The 15329-nt window shown below is 64.1% G+C and carries 14 protein-coding genes; 5 read left to right on the top strand and 9 right to left on the bottom strand.

Going from position 1 to position 15329, the window contains the following annotated elements:
- Positions 1–54 precede the first annotated feature (54 nt).
- From VSR68_RS03215 to VSR68_RS03205, 3 genes are all read right to left on the bottom strand, one after another.
- Positions 55–975, bottom strand: a complete 921-nt coding sequence (locus VSR68_RS03215) for an alpha/beta hydrolase (RefSeq protein WP_342938387.1) — start codon at positions 973–975, stop codon at positions 55–57.
- A gap of 236 nt (positions 976–1211) precedes the next feature.
- Positions 1212–1853 carry a CoA transferase subunit B gene (locus VSR68_RS03210; protein WP_342938386.1) on the bottom strand — a complete coding sequence of 214 codons (642 nt, stop codon included), beginning with the start codon at positions 1851–1853 and terminating at the stop codon, positions 1212–1214.
- Positions 1854–1855: 2 nt separating this feature from the next.
- The gene (locus VSR68_RS03205; RefSeq protein ID WP_342938385.1) at positions 1856–2560 is read right to left on the bottom strand and encodes a CoA transferase subunit A; all 705 of its coding nucleotides are present in this window, start codon (positions 2558–2560) and stop codon (positions 1856–1858) included.
- A gap of 290 nt (positions 2561–2850) precedes the next feature.
- On the opposite strand from VSR68_RS03205, the gene VSR68_RS03200 reads away from it, so the two are divergent.
- Positions 2851–3396 carry a PAS and helix-turn-helix domain-containing protein gene (locus VSR68_RS03200; protein ID WP_342938384.1) on the top strand — a complete coding sequence of 182 codons (546 nt, stop codon included), beginning with the start codon at positions 2851–2853 and terminating at the stop codon, positions 3394–3396.
- 68 nt (positions 3397–3464) lie between these two features.
- On the opposite strand, the gene VSR68_RS03195 is transcribed toward VSR68_RS03200, so the two are convergent.
- The gene (locus tag VSR68_RS03195) at positions 3465–3893 is read right to left on the bottom strand and encodes an acyl-CoA thioesterase (protein WP_342938383.1); all 429 of its coding nucleotides are present in this window, start codon (positions 3891–3893) and stop codon (positions 3465–3467) included.
- A 235-nt stretch (positions 3894–4128) separates the two neighbouring features.
- Entirely contained in the window at positions 4129–4905 is a 777-nt protein-coding gene (locus tag VSR68_RS03190) for an SDR family oxidoreductase (protein ID WP_090872002.1), read from the bottom strand.
- Between the two features lie 186 nt (positions 4906–5091).
- Between VSR68_RS03190 and VSR68_RS03185 the strand changes: the two genes are divergently transcribed.
- The gene (locus VSR68_RS03185) at positions 5092–6765 is read left to right on the top strand and encodes an electron transfer flavoprotein-ubiquinone oxidoreductase (protein ID WP_342938382.1); all 1674 of its coding nucleotides are present in this window, start codon (positions 5092–5094) and stop codon (positions 6763–6765) included.
- 79 nt (positions 6766–6844) lie between these two features.
- Here VSR68_RS03185 and VSR68_RS03180 read toward each other — a convergent pair whose 3' ends face one another.
- The 4 genes from VSR68_RS03180 to VSR68_RS03165 all read right to left on the bottom strand — a co-directional run bounded on the left by VSR68_RS03180 (position 6845) and on the right by VSR68_RS03165 (position 12242).
- Positions 6845–8320, bottom strand: a complete 1476-nt coding sequence (locus VSR68_RS03180) for a tetratricopeptide repeat protein (RefSeq protein WP_428983441.1) — start codon at positions 8318–8320, stop codon at positions 6845–6847.
- A gap of 58 nt (positions 8321–8378) precedes the next feature.
- Complete coding sequence (aroC, locus tag VSR68_RS03175; RefSeq protein ID WP_342938380.1) at positions 8379–9479, bottom strand: chorismate synthase; 1101 nt, start codon at positions 9477–9479, stop codon at positions 8379–8381.
- A gap of 144 nt (positions 9480–9623) precedes the next feature.
- A complete protein-coding gene (locus VSR68_RS03170; protein ID WP_342938379.1) occupies positions 9624–11561 on the bottom strand; it encodes an MFS transporter in 1938 nt (645 codons plus the stop codon).
- A gap of 213 nt (positions 11562–11774) precedes the next feature.
- Positions 11775–12242, bottom strand: coding sequence for a CBS domain-containing protein (locus VSR68_RS03165; RefSeq protein WP_342938378.1), 468 nt, complete (start codon positions 12240–12242; stop codon positions 11775–11777).
- Positions 12243–12619: 377 nt separating this feature from the next.
- Between VSR68_RS03165 and VSR68_RS03160 the strand changes: the two genes are divergently transcribed.
- The 3 genes from VSR68_RS03160 to VSR68_RS03150 all read left to right on the top strand — a co-directional run bounded on the left by VSR68_RS03160 (position 12620) and on the right by VSR68_RS03150 (position 15290).
- Positions 12620–13981 carry an O-acetylhomoserine aminocarboxypropyltransferase gene (locus VSR68_RS03160; RefSeq protein WP_342938377.1) on the top strand — a complete coding sequence of 454 codons (1362 nt, stop codon included), beginning with the start codon at positions 12620–12622 and terminating at the stop codon, positions 13979–13981.
- Entirely contained in the window at positions 13978–14835 is an 858-nt protein-coding gene (locus VSR68_RS03155; protein ID WP_342938376.1) for an alpha/beta hydrolase, read from the top strand. The genes VSR68_RS03160 and VSR68_RS03155 overlap by 4 nt, the downstream gene beginning before the upstream one ends.
- A 131-nt stretch (positions 14836–14966) precedes the next feature.
- Positions 14967–15290, top strand: coding sequence for an Mpo1-like protein (locus VSR68_RS03150; RefSeq protein WP_342938375.1), 324 nt, complete (start codon positions 14967–14969; stop codon positions 15288–15290).
- The last annotated feature ends 39 nt before the right edge of the window (positions 15291–15329 follow it).

Here is a 15329-nt window from a genome sequence, read left to right as displayed (position 1 = left end):
GATGCGCCGATCGCGCTCGAACAGCGGTCGATCTACACGCGCGCCAACCTCATATTATGACGCGTCGGCGCTGTTGCCGATAAGGAAGCGTTTCGCAATTTCGATCTGATCAGCGGAAAGAAAGGCCGGCGCATGGCCTACTCCCGGGATTTCGACGCTCGATACATTGCGCCCCTTCTCGATCATCTTCGCGACGGTTTCGCGCGACAGGAGGTCGGATTGCTCGCCACGCACGACGAGCACGGGCCCTGCGGTCGAAGCAAACGACTGCCACAACGCCGCCTCGCCGAGCGCCGCCAGTTCGGGGGTGGTCTGCGTGAACGGCTCCGCGATGCGCGGATCGTAGCGAAAGCGCCACGCGCCATCGCGCTCGTGCATGAGTGGCGTATTGATCTCGCGCCATTCGTCCGGCGTCAACGGCCCGAACGATTGAGCGAGCAACGCGGCGTGATCGATCGCTTCCTGCTGCGTGGCGAACGACACCGGCTGCCCGAGATAGCTGCCGATGCGCTCGATGGCGACCGGTTCCACATGCGGGCCGACATCGTTGACGATCATCTTGCGTATCGGCGAATCCTTCAGCCCAGCGAACGCCATGCCGATCAGCCCGCCCATCGACGTGCCGAACCAGTCCACGGTCTCGACGCCGAGCCTCGCGATCAGCGTGACCATATCGCCGACGTACTGCGGAATTCCATAGTAAGTGGGGTTGGCGAGCCACGCAGACAAGCCTCGCCCGACCACATCCGGACACACCACGCGATACACCGGCGACAGCGCCGCCGCGAGCCGGTCGAAGTCGCGGCCGGAACGCGTCAGTCCATGCACGCACACGAGCACGCGAGGGTTGTCGGGTGCGCCCCATTCGGTGTACGCGATGCGGTGCAGCCCGGCAGGACTCGCGCATTGCACATAGCGCTGACGGGGCACGGTGGTGTCGACAACGGGCGAAACAGCGACGGGCGTAACGGTCATCAGAGTTCCCTCGATCGAAAAGCTGCAGCGTGCATGAAAGGCACACAGGACACGATCGATTCTAAACCGCTTCGTCTCGCGCGCTCATCGGCGTGAAGGCATAGGACGAAAGCACGAAACCGGCAAACGCGGGCCTCGAGGCACAAGGACAAAAAAGCGGGCGCGACTTGCATCGCGCCCGCTTTTCAACAACTGCCTTCGATAACCGCTTTCGACGCAAGGTCGAACGAAGAGACTCAGCTCACTGCGCTCGTATCGAGCAGCGCGCCCGTCTTCGCCTTGATTTCGTCGACGGTCACGCCGTCAGCCAGCTCGACCACTTTCAGGCCGCCATCGACCACGTCGATCACGCCCAGGTCCGTGATGATCCGGTCGACCACACCGACGCCCGTCAGCGGCAGCGTGCATTCTTCGAGGATCTTGTGCTGGTCGCCCTTCGCGACGTGCTCCATCAGCACGACGACGCGCTTGACGCCCGCCACCAGATCCATCGCGCCGCCCATGCCCTTGATCATCTTGCCGGGGATCATCCAGTTCGCCAGATCGCCCTGCTTGCTGATCTGCATCGCGCCGAGGATCGCAAGGTTGATGTGGCCGCCGCGAATCATCGCGAACGAATCGGCCGACGAGAAAATCGACGAGCCCGGCAGCGTCGTCACCGTCTGCTTGCCGGCGTTGATCAGGTCGGCGTCCACTTCTTCTTCATACGGCGACGGGCCGATGCCGAGCAGACCGTTCTCCGACTGCAGCCACACTTCCATGCCCGCGGGCACGTGGTTGGCGACGAGCGTCGGCAGGCCGATGCCGAGGTTCACATAAAAGCCGTCTTGCAGTTCCTGCGCCGCGCGCGCGGCCATCTGGTCACGATTCCAAGCCATGATTACTCTCCTTTCGCGCGGACGATGCGTTGTTCGATGCGTTTTTCCGGGTGCGCGTTCAGCACGAGGCGCTGCACGAAGATACCCGGCGTATGGATCGCGTCCGGATCGAGTTCGCCCGTCTCGACGATCTCTTCGACTTCCGCGACCGTGATCTTGCCCGCCATCGCGCACATCGGGTTGAAGTTGCGTGCGGTGCGGCGATAGATCAGGTTGCCCGACTTGTCGGCCTTCCATGCCTTGACGAGCGCGACGTCGGCCGTCAGCGACGGTTCGAGCACGTAGTGGTTCTCGCCGAACTGGCGCGTTTCCTTGCCTTCCGCGATGATCGTGCCGAAACCGGTGTTCGTGTAGAACGCCGGAATGCCCGCGCCGCCCGCGCGCAGCTTTTCGGCGAGCGTGCCTTGCGGCGTGAATTCCAGCTCGAGTTCGCCCGCCAGATACTGGCGCTCGAATTCCTTGTTCTCGCCGACGTACGACGAGATCATCTTCCTGATCTGGCGCGTTTCCAGCAGCAGCCCGAGGCCGAAGCCGTCGACGCCCGCATTGTTGCTGATGCAGGTGATGCCCTTCACGCCGGAATCGCGCAGGGCGGCGATCAGCGCTTCAGGAATGCCGCACAGCCCAAAGCCGCCGACGGCGAATGTCTGCCCGTCCTTGACGATGCCTTCGAGCGCGGCGGCCGCGCTTGAGTAGACTTTATTCATCAGTGTGTCCCTTCCTTGATTGGATACCCGAAATCCGGATCGATGCGACGCCGTTCCTGTGTCGACTCGCGCCTGCTCCTGCTCGCGACTGCGCTTGCACGAGCCGGCTGCCGGGGCGCTGCGGGCACAGCCCGAAACGTCATTCTAGTCATCTGCGGCGAACGGTGGCGCGATGAGGACAAAACCTCGCCGCGCCAGCCGCCCATCTTGTGATGTGCCGAAAGGGTACGATGCGGCGGTGTTGCGGCACAATACGCAAAAATACATAAGTAGTCGCACCCTCTGATTTCATGCCCGAACTGGATTACCAAACCGCTTTTCACCTTGCGCCGATCGGCCTCGTGCTGTCGCGCGAGCGGTTCATCGAAGACTGCAACGAGCAGGTCGCCGCCATCTTTTGCCGTTCGCGCGAGTCGTTGCTGGGGCAATCGTTCGCGGTGCTGTATCCGTCGCCGGATGAATTCGAGCGCATCGGCGCGCGCATCCCGCCCATCATGACGGCGCAAGGCAGCTACGCCGACGACCGCATCATGAAGCGCGCGAACGGCGAGCTGTTCTGGTGCCATGTGACGGGGCGCTCGCTCGATCTTTCGGTGCCGCATGCAGCGGGCGTCTGGACCTTCGAGGATCTGAGCGCGACGCGGCGCGTCGCCGTCGAGCTGACGCCGCGCGAGCGCGAGATCGCCGCGCAGCTGGTGACGGGGAAAACGAGCAAGCAGATCGGCCGGATTCTCGACATCAGCTCGCGGACAGTGGACGTCTACCGCTCCCGGTTGATGCGCAAATACGACACGGGCAACGCGACTGAACTGCTGCAGCGGCTGCTCGGCAATTGACTTTCGACTGTCGACTGAAAGAAGCGCCGGCCGCGAGAGCCGGCACGCATCGAATGGGAGGGTAAAGCTCAGGCCTTGACGAGTTGGGCGCTTTCGATGGTCGAGCGCAGCAGATCGGGAAGCGGCATCGACTTGCCTGCCGCGTAGTCGATCCACACGCACTTCGCGGAGCCGCGCGCATAGAGCGCGTCGGAATCGTCGGCGCGAAACAGCTCGAAGCGCGTATCGAAGCTGCTGCGGCCCGGCGTGCCCACCGTCATGCGGCCGATCACGTCGCCCGGATAGTGCAGCTGCTTCAGGAATTCCATCGACGCATTGACGATCACGGGCCCCTGCCCCTCGCCGTTGCCGCCGGCGATGCCGAGCTGCTCGAACCAGGAAATCCGCACCTGCTCCATGTAGCGGAAATAGACCGTGTTGTTCACATGGCCGAACGCGTCCATATCGCCCCAGCGGATCGGCATCGACATTTCAAAAACGGGGTGGTAATCGCTCATCGCACTTCTTCTACGGTTTGGATCTGAATCGTGAAAACGGAACTGCGCGGGCCGCGTCCGGCAATGGGCGCACGACCCGCGAATTGCAGCGGCTAAAAGGGTTCCGGCTTAAAAGTTCGTGCAACGTCGGCGCTGTGCCGATGCTGCACACGGGCGTCAATGATCGCGCTTTTCGCGCGTTTCTGCCGCGAAGCTAACAGGCAAGCGTGTCAGTCAAACGATTGCCTGCCAGCGTTTAGGAGAGACCGAAACCATCGTCGGCGGCGATCACCGAGCCGTTGATGAACTGCGACTCATCGGCGGCAAGCAGCAGCAACAACCCGTCGAGGTCTTCCGGCTTGCCCACGCGATGCCGCGGCAGCATCGAAATCAGCTTTTGCCCCTGATCGGTCGACCAGTGATGGTGATTGATCTCGGTATCGATGTAACCGGGGCAGATCGCGTTCACGTTGATGCCGTGCCGACCCCATTCCTGCGCCATCGCTTTCGTCATGTGGACCACGGCTGCCTTGCTCATCGAGTACAGCCCGATTTGCGGCAGCACGCGCAGCCCCGCCACCGACGCGATATTGATGATCCGGTACGGCGGCTTGTTCGAGCCGCCGCCGCGCATGATCATCCGCTTGGCCACTTCCTGCGCGACGAAGAATGCGCCGCGCGTGTTCGTGTCGAACACGTATTCGAAGTCCGCGGGGGTCACGTCGGTCAGCTTTTGCGTCGTCGATACGCCCGAGTTGTTGACGAGAATATCGATCGTGCCCGCCTCCGTCTCCGCATGCGCGACGGCCGACTTGATGCTCTGATAATCGGTCACGTCGAGCGAGACGACGTGCGCGGCTCCGCCCGACGCCTCGATCTCGGCGCGCAATTCCTTCAGACGTTCGATGCGTCGGCTTGCCAGCACGACCTTTGCGCCCGCTTGCGACAGCACCATGGCAAACCGCTTGCCCAGTCCACTCGATGCGCCCGTAATCAGCGCCACCTTGCCTTCCAGATTGATCGAACGGCCCATTGTCGTTTTCCTTGGAACATGAATGTGACGAAATGCATGCCCACACGCCGCGCGGGCATAAGGGTCAACCCATAGTCACAATAACAGTACGGTCGTGCTAATCTTGCCTCTTTGTGTTGCAGCGTAGGGATCGTTCAATGACAATACGATCCCGAAAAAAGCATTCTAACGGTAAGAGGAGCATCAATGACCCCCGCAAGCCTGATCGAGCAGTACGGCCCGCGCGAATCGATGGAATATGACGTGGTGATCGTCGGCGGCGGCCCGGCGGGCCTGTCGGCGGCCATTCGTCTGAAGCAGCGCGCGGCGGAAAAAGGCGTCGAGATTGGCGTCTGCGTGCTCGAAAAGGGCTCGGAAATTGGGGCGCATATCCTCTCGGGCGCCGTGATGGACCCGCGCGCGTTAAATGAACTGATTCCGGACTGGAAGGAAAAAGGCGCGCCGCTGGACGTCGAAGTGACGGAAGACCGCTTCCTGTTCCTCTCCGAAGCCGGCGCGAAGTCCGTGCCGAACTGGGCGCTGCCCGACAACTTCAAGAATCACGGCAATTACGTGATCAGCCTCGCGAACGTGACGCGCTGGCTGGGCCAGCAGGCCGAAGCGGTGGGCGTCGAGATTTTCCCGGGGTTTGCAGCGGCGGAAGTGCTGTACAACGACGATGGTTCGGTCAAGGGCGTGGCGACGGGCAACCTCGGCATCGGCAAGGACGGCGAGCCGACCGAGAACTTCCAGCTCGGGATGGAGCTGCACGCGAAGTACACGCTCTTCTGCGAAGGCGCGCGCGGACATCTCGGCCGTCAGCTGTCGGACAGGTTCAAACTGCGCGATGGCGCCGATCCGCAGGTCTACGGTATCGGCATCAAGGAACTGTGGGAAATCGATCCGTCGAAGCACAAGCCCGGTCTCGTGATTCACACGGCCGGCTGGCCGCTCGATACGCAGACGTATGGCGGCTCGTTCCTCTACCACATCGACAACAACCAGGTGATGGTCGGCTTCGTGGTGGGCCTCGGCTATTCGAACCCGTATCTGTCGCCGTTCGAGGAGTTCCAGCGCTACAAGACGCACCCGGAAATCCGCAAGTTCCTCGAAGGCGGCAAGCGCGTGTCGTATGGCGCGCGCGCGATCACGGCAGGCGGGCTGATGTCGCTGCCGAAGCTCGTCTTTCCGGGCGGCGCGCTCGTCGGCGACGATGCGGGCTTTCTGAACGCATCGCGGATCAAGGGCTCGCACGCGGCGATCAAGACGGGCATGTTGGCCGCCGATGCCGCGTTCGACGCGGTTCAGGCTGGCCGTCAGTCGGATGAACTCGCCGCGTATCCGGAGTCGTTCAAGACCTCGTGGCTGCACACCGAACTCTATCGCGCACGCAATTTCAAGCAGTGGATGAGCAAGGGCCTGTACCTCGGCACGCTGATGGTCGGCATCGAGCAGAAGCTGCTGGGCGGCAACGTGCCATGGACGCTGCATCATCAGCACTGGGACCACGAGATGCTGAAGCCGGCGTCGCAGTGCAAGCCGATCGACTATCCGAAACCTGATGGCAAGCTCACATTCGACCGGCTCTCCTCGGTGTTCATCTCGAACACGAATCACGAAGAGAACCAGCCCGCGCATCTGACGCTGAAAGATCCGTCGGTGCCCGTCAAGGTGAATCTGCAAACGTACGCGGGCCCCGAGGGCCGCTACTGCCCTGCCGCCGTGTACGAGTTCGTGAAGAACGACGACGGCAGCGAACGCCTCGTGATCAACGCGCAGAACTGCGTGCACTGCAAGACGTGCGACATCAAGGACCCGACGCAGAACATCGTGTGGGTCACGCCCGAAGGCGGCGGCGGTCCGAACTATCCGAACATGTGACGCGCGCCGCGTCTGGACAAACGAAAAACGCCGCTCATCGAGCGGCGTTTTTGCATGACGGCTTGCCGACGCCCACGCTTCACGCCGCGAGCGCCTCCAGCCGCGCGCGCACCCGTTCGATAACAGGCGCCCACACGCCGACGGACGGCTGGCGAAACAGCTCGACCGACTGATACCACGGCGTGCGCTCCGTCTCCTCGCCCCAGAACCACGCGGACACGTAGTCGATCATCAGCCAGGTCGGCACGCCGAGCGCGCCTGCCAGATGGGCGGGACCGCTGTCGATGGTCACGAGCGCGTCGAGATTCACGAGCAGCGCGGCCACATCGTCGAAGCCCGCTTCGAAGTGCGCGGTCGGATCGACGATATCGACACCCTGCGTTCGCCATTGCCCGACCGTCGCCTGACGCCCCGGCGACACCGCGAAGAACGTGATGCCCGGCACGTTCAAAAGCGGCGCAAGCAGCTCGACGGGAATCGAGCGCCGCGCATCGCGGATATGATCGGAATTACCGTTCCATACGAGGCCGACCGTCTTGTTCCCCGCCTTCGCAGCGCCCGCGACACGCTCGCGCCACGGCTCGGCCCGCGCAGGATCGGCGCTCAGATACGGACGCCCCCACATGGACGGATCGTCGATGCCGAGCCGCAGCGGCAGGCTCATCAGCCCGCAGTGATATTCCGGCTTCGTTTCGAGGCTCGTTTCGATCCTGATCGCGGCGGGCAGCATGCGTTCGAACAGATGCTGCATCGGCCCCGCATAGCCGAAGATCACGCGGCCGCCTTCGCGTTGCGCGCGTTCGGCGAGCACACGCAGAAAGCGCACCGACCACAGGCAATCCCCGTTGCCCTGCTCGCCGTACACGACGAGCGTCTTGCGCGCGAGCGATTCGCCGCGCCAGTTGGGACTGATCGCCGCAAGCGCTACTTTCGCGGCGTTCACATCGTCGGCGAATACGACGCGCGCTTCATAGTCGAGCCAGCCTTGCGCATATCGCCCCGCGCGCATTTCCAGCTCCGACAGATCGAACAGCGCGTGCGCATTGTTCGGCGTCATTTCTAGCACGCGCCGCAGCAGCGCCTCGGCTTCGGCGAAACGGCCTTGTTCCTTGATGCACAACGCGAGCTTGTGCAGCACGATGTGGTTGCCCGGCGCGGCGCGCGCAGCCTCATGCAGCAAGCGTTGGGCTTCGGCGAAATCGTCGCGTTGCTGGAAAGCAGCCGAGCGCCAGACGAGCGCGTTCGCGTCGTTGGCGTCGCGCGCCAATAGCAGCGCCGTCGCCGATTCGACGAGCGCCCAGTTCCGCAGAATGAAGGCCGTCTGCGCGATTTCGTGCAGCAACCGCGCGTCGCAGTTCGCGTCGAGCCGGTATGCGCGCACGAGTGCATCGACCGCCTGGCCCAGCCGCGCCTTGTCGCCGTTCGCCCCGGCCAGCAGCGCCTTGCCGAGCGCGAGCCAGTCCGTTGCGACGGCGTCGGGCGCCGACGTGCGCGCATAAAGCTGCGCGAGAGCGTCGGTGCGCGTGGAGTCGTTGTGATTCACGTTGTGACTCATGCTGACCGCCCTGTCGATAACCAGCGAGCCTGCGGAGCCGGGTTTCGACTATTCGACTTCAGGGCGCGCTGGCCGCGATCTTCGGCGTATCGACGACGACATCGCCGCACTGCGCGCGATGCCGAAGCGCATGGTCGATCAGCACGAGCGCAAGCATCGCCTCGGCGATCGGCGTCGCGCGAATCCCGACGCACGGATCATGGCGCCCAAACGTTTCGACGACGGCAGGCTGCCCGCTCTTGTCGATCGAGCGGCGCGGCGTGCGGATGCTCGACGTCGGCTTGATCGCGATCGATACCGTGATGTCCTGCCCCGTCGAAATGCCGCCGAGCACGCCGCCCGCGTGATTGCCGACGAAACCTTCTGGCGTCAGTTCGTCGCCGTGCACCGAACCGCGCTGCGCGACGCTCGCGAAGCCCGCGCCGATCTCGACGCCCTTCACCGCGTTGATGCCCATCATCGCGTGCGCGATGTCAGCGTCGAGCCGGTCGAAAAGCGGCTCGCCGAGACCGACGGGCACGCCCGACGCCACCACGTTGATGCGCGCGCCGATCGAATCGCCGTCCTTGCGCAGCGCGTCCATATACGCTTCGAGCTGCGGCACGATGTCCGCGTTCGGCACGAAGAACGGGTTCTCCCGCACGTGCTGCCAGTCGACGAACGGCACGTCGATCTCGCCCAGCGCTGCCATATAGCCGCGAATTTCGGTGCCGAACTTCTCGCGCAGCCATTTCTTCGCGACGGCACCCGCCGCCACCGTCGGCGCCGTCAGCCGCGCTGAGGAACGGCCGCCGCCACGATGGTCGCGGATGCCGTATTTCTGCCAGTAGGTGTAGTCGGCGTGGCCCGGACGGAAGGTTTCCGCGATGTTGCCGTAGTCCTTGCTGCGCTGGTCGGTGTTGCGGATCAGGAGCGCGATGGGCGCGCCCGTCGTCTTGCCCTCGAAGACACCCGAAAGAATTTCGACCTTGTCTTCTTCCTGACGCTGCGTCACGTGCCGCGACGTGCCGGGCTTGCGGCGATCGAGTTCGAACTGGATGTCCGCCTCGGCAAGCGACATGCCCGGCGGGCAGCCGTCGATCACACAGCCGATAGCCGGGCCATGCGATTCGCCGAAGGTCGTGACGGTGAAGAGCGTACCGAGGGTATTGCCGGACATGAGCGTCGTCCAAAGAAATGCGGGGAGAGCGTTATTATGCCAGCCCGGCCGCCCCGCCGTGGCGCGCGGGGACTCCGGCGATCGTTATAGGACAAACGCACGAAAGTGCGTTGCGCCGCAGGGCGGGCGGCCACGCCCGAAACCCTATTTCCGCGCGCCGCGCAGTTCGGACACGATCTGCTGGAGGACTTCCGGCGTCGCCTGCGCGGGATCGAGCGGCTCGCCGACAGCCAGCGTCAGACGGCTCATCACGCCCTTGTGGATCGGACGCGGGAATCGCGCATCGGCGCTGCGCGACCAGACGCTGCCCCACAGGCCGCGCAACGCCATCGGCACGACGGGCACAGGCGCGCGCCTCAGGACTTCCGACACGCCGTGGCGGAACGGATTCATATCACCCGTATTGGTCAGCTTGCCTTCGGGAAAAATGCAGACAAGATCGCCATCGTCGAGCGCCTTCGCACAGGCGTCGTAGGCACGCTTGAGCAGTTCCCCGTCTTCGTGCGCGGGGGCAATCGGAATTGCCTTTGCGTGTCTGAACAGCCAGCCGGCAAACGGTGTGCGGAAGATCCGGTGGTCCATCACGAAACGGATAGGCCGCGGACTTTCGGCCATGATCACGATCGCATCGACATAGCTCACGTGATTGCAGACGAGCACGGCCGCGCCTTCTTCAGGAATGCGCTCGGCGTGAACGAGACGAATCCGATAGAACGTATGCACGAGCAGCCACGCAACGAAGCGCAGCAGGAACTCGGGCACGAGCGAATAGATGTAGACGGCCACGACCACGTTGAGCAGCGCCGTCACGAGAAACAGCCCCGGAATGCCGACGCCCGCCGACGTCAGCGCGACGGCCATCAGCGACGACACGATCATGAACAGCGAATTGAGGATGTTGTTCGCCGCGATGATCCGCGCGCGATGGCTCGGCTGGCTGCGGCTCTGGATCAGCGCATAGAGCGGCACGCTGTAGAAGCCGCCGAACATCGCGAGCAGGAACAGATCGGCGAGCACGCGCCAATGCACGGGCAGCGTCATGAATTCGGCCACCGTCAGCAGATGCGCGGCTTTCGGCAACGTGTGACTCGCAAAGAACAAGTCGATCGCGAACACGCTGATGCCGATCGAGCCGAGCGGCACGAGGCCGATCTCGATGCGCTTCTTCGACAGCCGCTCGCACAGCAGCGAGCCCGTGCCGATACCGATCGAAAACGTTGCGAGCAGCACGGTCACGACATCGGGGTTCGCGGACAGCACGTCCTTTGCGAAACGGAAGAACGACGACAGAAACGTCGCGCCGACAAACCACAACCAGGAAATGCCGAGCAGGCTCAGAAAGACGGTCCGGTTTTCGCGCGCCAACGTCAGATTGCGCCAGGTTTCGCTGATCGGATTCCAGTTGATGCGCAGATCGGGCTGAGATGGCGCCGATTGCGGCACGAAGCCAGACGCCACGCGCCCAATCAGCGCGATCGCCACGCAGCCGAACGCGAGAATCGCCGCGCCGTGCGCCTCCGACCCCGCCGCCGCGCCGCCCGCAATCGTGCCGAGCAGAATCGCGACGAACGTGCCCATTTCGACCATGCCGTTGCCGCCGACCAGTTCCGTCTTGTCCAGATGCTGCGGCAGATACGCGTATTTGACGGGACCGAACACGGTCGAATGGACGCCCATCAGGAACGTGCACAGATACAGCAGCAGCGCGTCGTGCAGCCAGAAGCCCGCGCCGCCGACCAGCATCACGCCGATTTCGAACGTTTTCACGAAGCGCGTGAGCATCGCCTTGTCGTACTTGTCGGCGACCTGCCCGGACGTCGCCGAAAACAGGACGAACGGCAGAATGAAGATCGCCGAAATCAGAAAGGCCGCAGTGTCCGCATTCACGCCTGAGAATCGCGCGGCCTGATACGTGACGAGCGACGTAAAGCCGATCTTGAACACGTTGTCATTCATCGCGCCGAGAAACTGCGTCCAGAAAAACGGTGCGAAACGTCGCTCGCGCAACAGGCGAAACTGCGAGCCATGTTCGTGCGCGTCGCGCCTTGCGCGTTGGGCGGTGGACAACGGACGATCGCTCATCGAATGCTTGATAGAGGGGGCGCGCTCCGCGCAAATTCACAGCGGTGCTGCGCGAATAGCGGACACAAAAAAGCGCACGCTTTTCGCGCGCGCTTCGAGGATGGTTCAGTCATGCGACAGCGGCATGTCGGCGCACTGCAAGCCGGTCAGACCGATCGAGATAGCGAGGCCAAACGACAGGCCAAACAGCAGGCCAACCCGGGCCGACGAAAATCAGCGCGACGGCTGCTCCTGCTGCGGCTCGTCTTCTGCCGGCCAGTCGCGAATATAGGCCTTCAGCATCCGGTTCTCGAAGCCCTGCTCTTCGACGACAGCCTTGGCGACGTCGTAGAACGAAATCACGCCCATCAGCGCGCGGCTTTCCATGACGGGCAGATAGCGCACGTGATGCTCGAGCATCATGCGGCGCACTTCGTTGACATCCGTTTCGGGCGTGCACGTGAGCGGATGATCGTCCATGATCTTGCGGATCGTCGTGCCGCTGACGCTGCCGCCGTTGCGGCTCAACACCAGGATGATTTCGCGGAAGGTCAGCATGCCGACGAGATCGCCATACTCCATCACGACGAGCGAGCCGATGTCGTGCTCGGCCATTGTGTTGACGGCCTCGTTGAGCGGCGTATCGGGTGTGACCGTGAACAGGGTGTTGCCCTTGACCTTCAGAATGTCGCTGACTCGCATGATTTGTCTCCTGTCGACCAGAGTTGGCGCCTTGGCGCGTTACGTTGCTCTGGTCCCATGCAACATGGTGGCAGATGAGGCCCGGTGAAGCATTAAGGGCATGACTGACTTTCGATGCTAGCGGAAAGGCCCGCAAAAGGAAAGCGGACGGGCCGGACGATAGCGCGTCACCGAACGTCCGACAGACGGCGCTCACAGGCATCTCGGAACAGTCGTCGAACGCGGTCCGTGTGATCCGCAACGCCGCCGCGCTCAGGCGAATCATGCCCGCGAGCGCGTCGCCATGCGGGCGAAAACCGAGTGGTTCGCGCGCGGCCCGGTGATACGATGGCCGTCACTTTCACCTTCGCCGGGCCGCCGACGCCCGGCCGTCCACGATGCCTGCCAACCGTTTCGACACGCTTGCGCTGCATGCGGGCGCCGCGCCCGACCCCGCGACGGGAGCGCGCGCGACGCCCATCTATCAGACCACGTCGTTCTCGTTCCGCGACGCCGATCACGCCGCCGCGCTCTTCAACATGGAGCGCGCGGGCCATGTGTATTCGCGCATCTCGAACCCGACCGTCGCCGTGTTCGAAGAGCGCGTCGCCGCGCTCGAAAACGGCGCGGGCGCGATCGGCACGGCGAGCGGCCAGGCCGCGCTGCATCTCGCCATCGCGACGCTGATGGGCGCGGGCTCGCACATCGTCGCATCGAGCGCGCTGTACGGCGGCTCGCACAACCTGCTCAGCTACACGTTGCCGCGCTTCGGCATCGAAACGACGTTCGTGAAGCCCGGCGATATCGACGCATGGCGTGCCGCGCTGCGCCCGAACACGAAGCTGTTGTTCGGCGAAACGCTCGGCAACCCCGGCCTCGACGTTCTGGACATCGCAACAGTCGCGCAGATCGCGCATGAGCACCGCGTGCCGCTGCTGGTCGACTCGACGTTCACCACGCCGTATCTGTTGAAGCCCTTCGATCACGGCGCTGATTTCGTCTACCACTCGGCGACCAAGTTTCTCGGCGGCCACGGCACGACGATCGGCGGCGTGCTCGTCGACGGCGGCACGTTCGACTTCGAGGCTTCGGGACGCTTCCCGGAATTCACCGAACCATACGAAGGCTTTCACGGCATGGTCTTCGCCGAGGAAAGCACCGTCGCGCCCTTCCTGCTGCGCGCGCGCCGCGAAGGTCTGCGCGACTTCGGCGCGTGTCTGCATCCGCAAGCCGCCTGGCAACTGCTGCAAGGCATCGAAACGCTGCCGCTGCGGATGGAGCGACATGTGGCGAATACGCGCAAGGTCGTCGAATTTCTTGCCGCGCACGCCGCCGTGGAATCCATCGCGTATCCGGAACTGCCCACGCATCCGGACCATGCGCTCGCCCAACGCCTGCTGCCGCGCGGCGCAGGCGCCGTGTTCAGCTTCAACTTGCGCGGAGACCGCGCCGCCGGCCGCGCGTTCATCGAAGCGCTATCGCTGTTCTCGCATCTGGCGAACGTCGGCGACGCGCGCTCGCTCGTGATCCACCCGGCATCGACGACGCACTTCCGCATGGACGCCGCCGCCCTTGCCGCGGCGGGCATCGCGGAGGGCACGATCCGCCTTTCGATCGGCCTCGAAGACCCCGACGATCTGATCGACGACCTCAAGCGCGCGCTCAAGGCCGCGCAGAAGTCGGCGGTCGGTTCTGCCACTCAATCCGCCCCGCAATCCGCCAGCAAGCCGGCGGCCACTGGACGCAAGGAGTCCGCATGATCGTCGACGTGAACGGCAAACCGGCCTATGCATACACGGGCGGCAAGGCATTCGATGCCGCGCTGCCTGCGGCCGTCTTCATTCATGGCGCCGAGCACGATCACAGCGTGTGGGCGCTGCAGACGCGCTACTTCGCGCACCACGGCTTCAACGTGCTCGCTGTCGATCTGCCCGGCCATCATCGCAGCGCCGGCCCCGCGCTGACCAACATCGGCGCGATGGCCGGCTGGCTGGCCGCGTTGCTCGACGCGCTGGGCGTCGCGCGCGCTTTCGTCGCCGGACACAGCATGGGCTCGCTCGTCGCGCTCGACTTCGCGGCCCGCTACCCGTCGCGCGCGACCCACATCGCCCTCGTCGCGACGGCCGTGCCGATGGCCGTCTCCGATACGCTGCTCGACGCCGCCCGCGAGCGCGAGCCGGATGCGATCGAGATGGTGAACCAGTGGTCGCATTCGACCATCGCCGCAAAGCCCTCGTGCCCCGCGCCCGGCTTCTGGTTGCACGGCATGAACCAGCGGCTGATGGAGCGCGTGTCGGCAACGGGCGAGGCGCAGCTCTTTCACACCGACTTCAGCGCGTGCAACACATACACGGACGGCCTCGGCCGCGCCGCGCAAGTGACGTGCCCAGTGCGCCTGATCGTCGGCCGGCGCGACCTGATGACGCCGCCGCGCGCGGCCAAAGCGCTCGCCGACGCGCTGCGCGAAGCAGGCGTGCCCGTCGACACGATCACGCTCGACGCCGGTCACGCGCTGATGACCGAGCAGCCCGACGCGACACTCGACGCGCTCTACACGTTTGCGACCACACGCACTTCGAACCGTCCACCCGCGTCACCGACCGCTACACATTAACCGCGCCGTAAAGCGCGCGCCATATGCCGGATGGCCAGGTTGCACGTGCCTGTCGATAGCAGCACAATGAATCCATGCTTGCGCGGGTCGGACCGTACCTGCGCCGACGCACGCAGGCAATGGAGGCGATCATGAGCCATCAGACAACGCACGACGCGCACTTCGCGAGCTTCGCGGAGTTCTATCCGTACTATCTGACCGAGCATCGCAACACGATGTCGCGGCGGCTGCATTTCGTCGGATCGCTGGGCGTGATCGGCTGCGTCGCGATGGCCATCGCGACGGGCGACTGGTTGTGGCTGCCCGCTGCCGTCGTGTGCGGCTATGGGTTCGCGTGGGTCGGGCACTTCTTCTTCGAAAAGAACAGACCCGCGACATTCCGGCATCCCGTCTACAGCCTGATGGGCGACTGGGTGATGTTCAAGGACATCTGCACGGGGCGCATTTCGCTCTAGCGTCGGCGCCGGATGAAATACGCAAGAGAGCGCGCAAGA

The organism is Paraburkholderia phymatum (genome assembly GCF_038900715.1).
Classification (GTDB): domain Bacteria; phylum Pseudomonadota; class Gammaproteobacteria; order Burkholderiales; family Burkholderiaceae; genus Paraburkholderia; species Paraburkholderia phymatum_A.
Note: the sequence above shows the minus strand (reverse complement) of the source record. Positions and strands in the feature narration are given on the sequence as shown.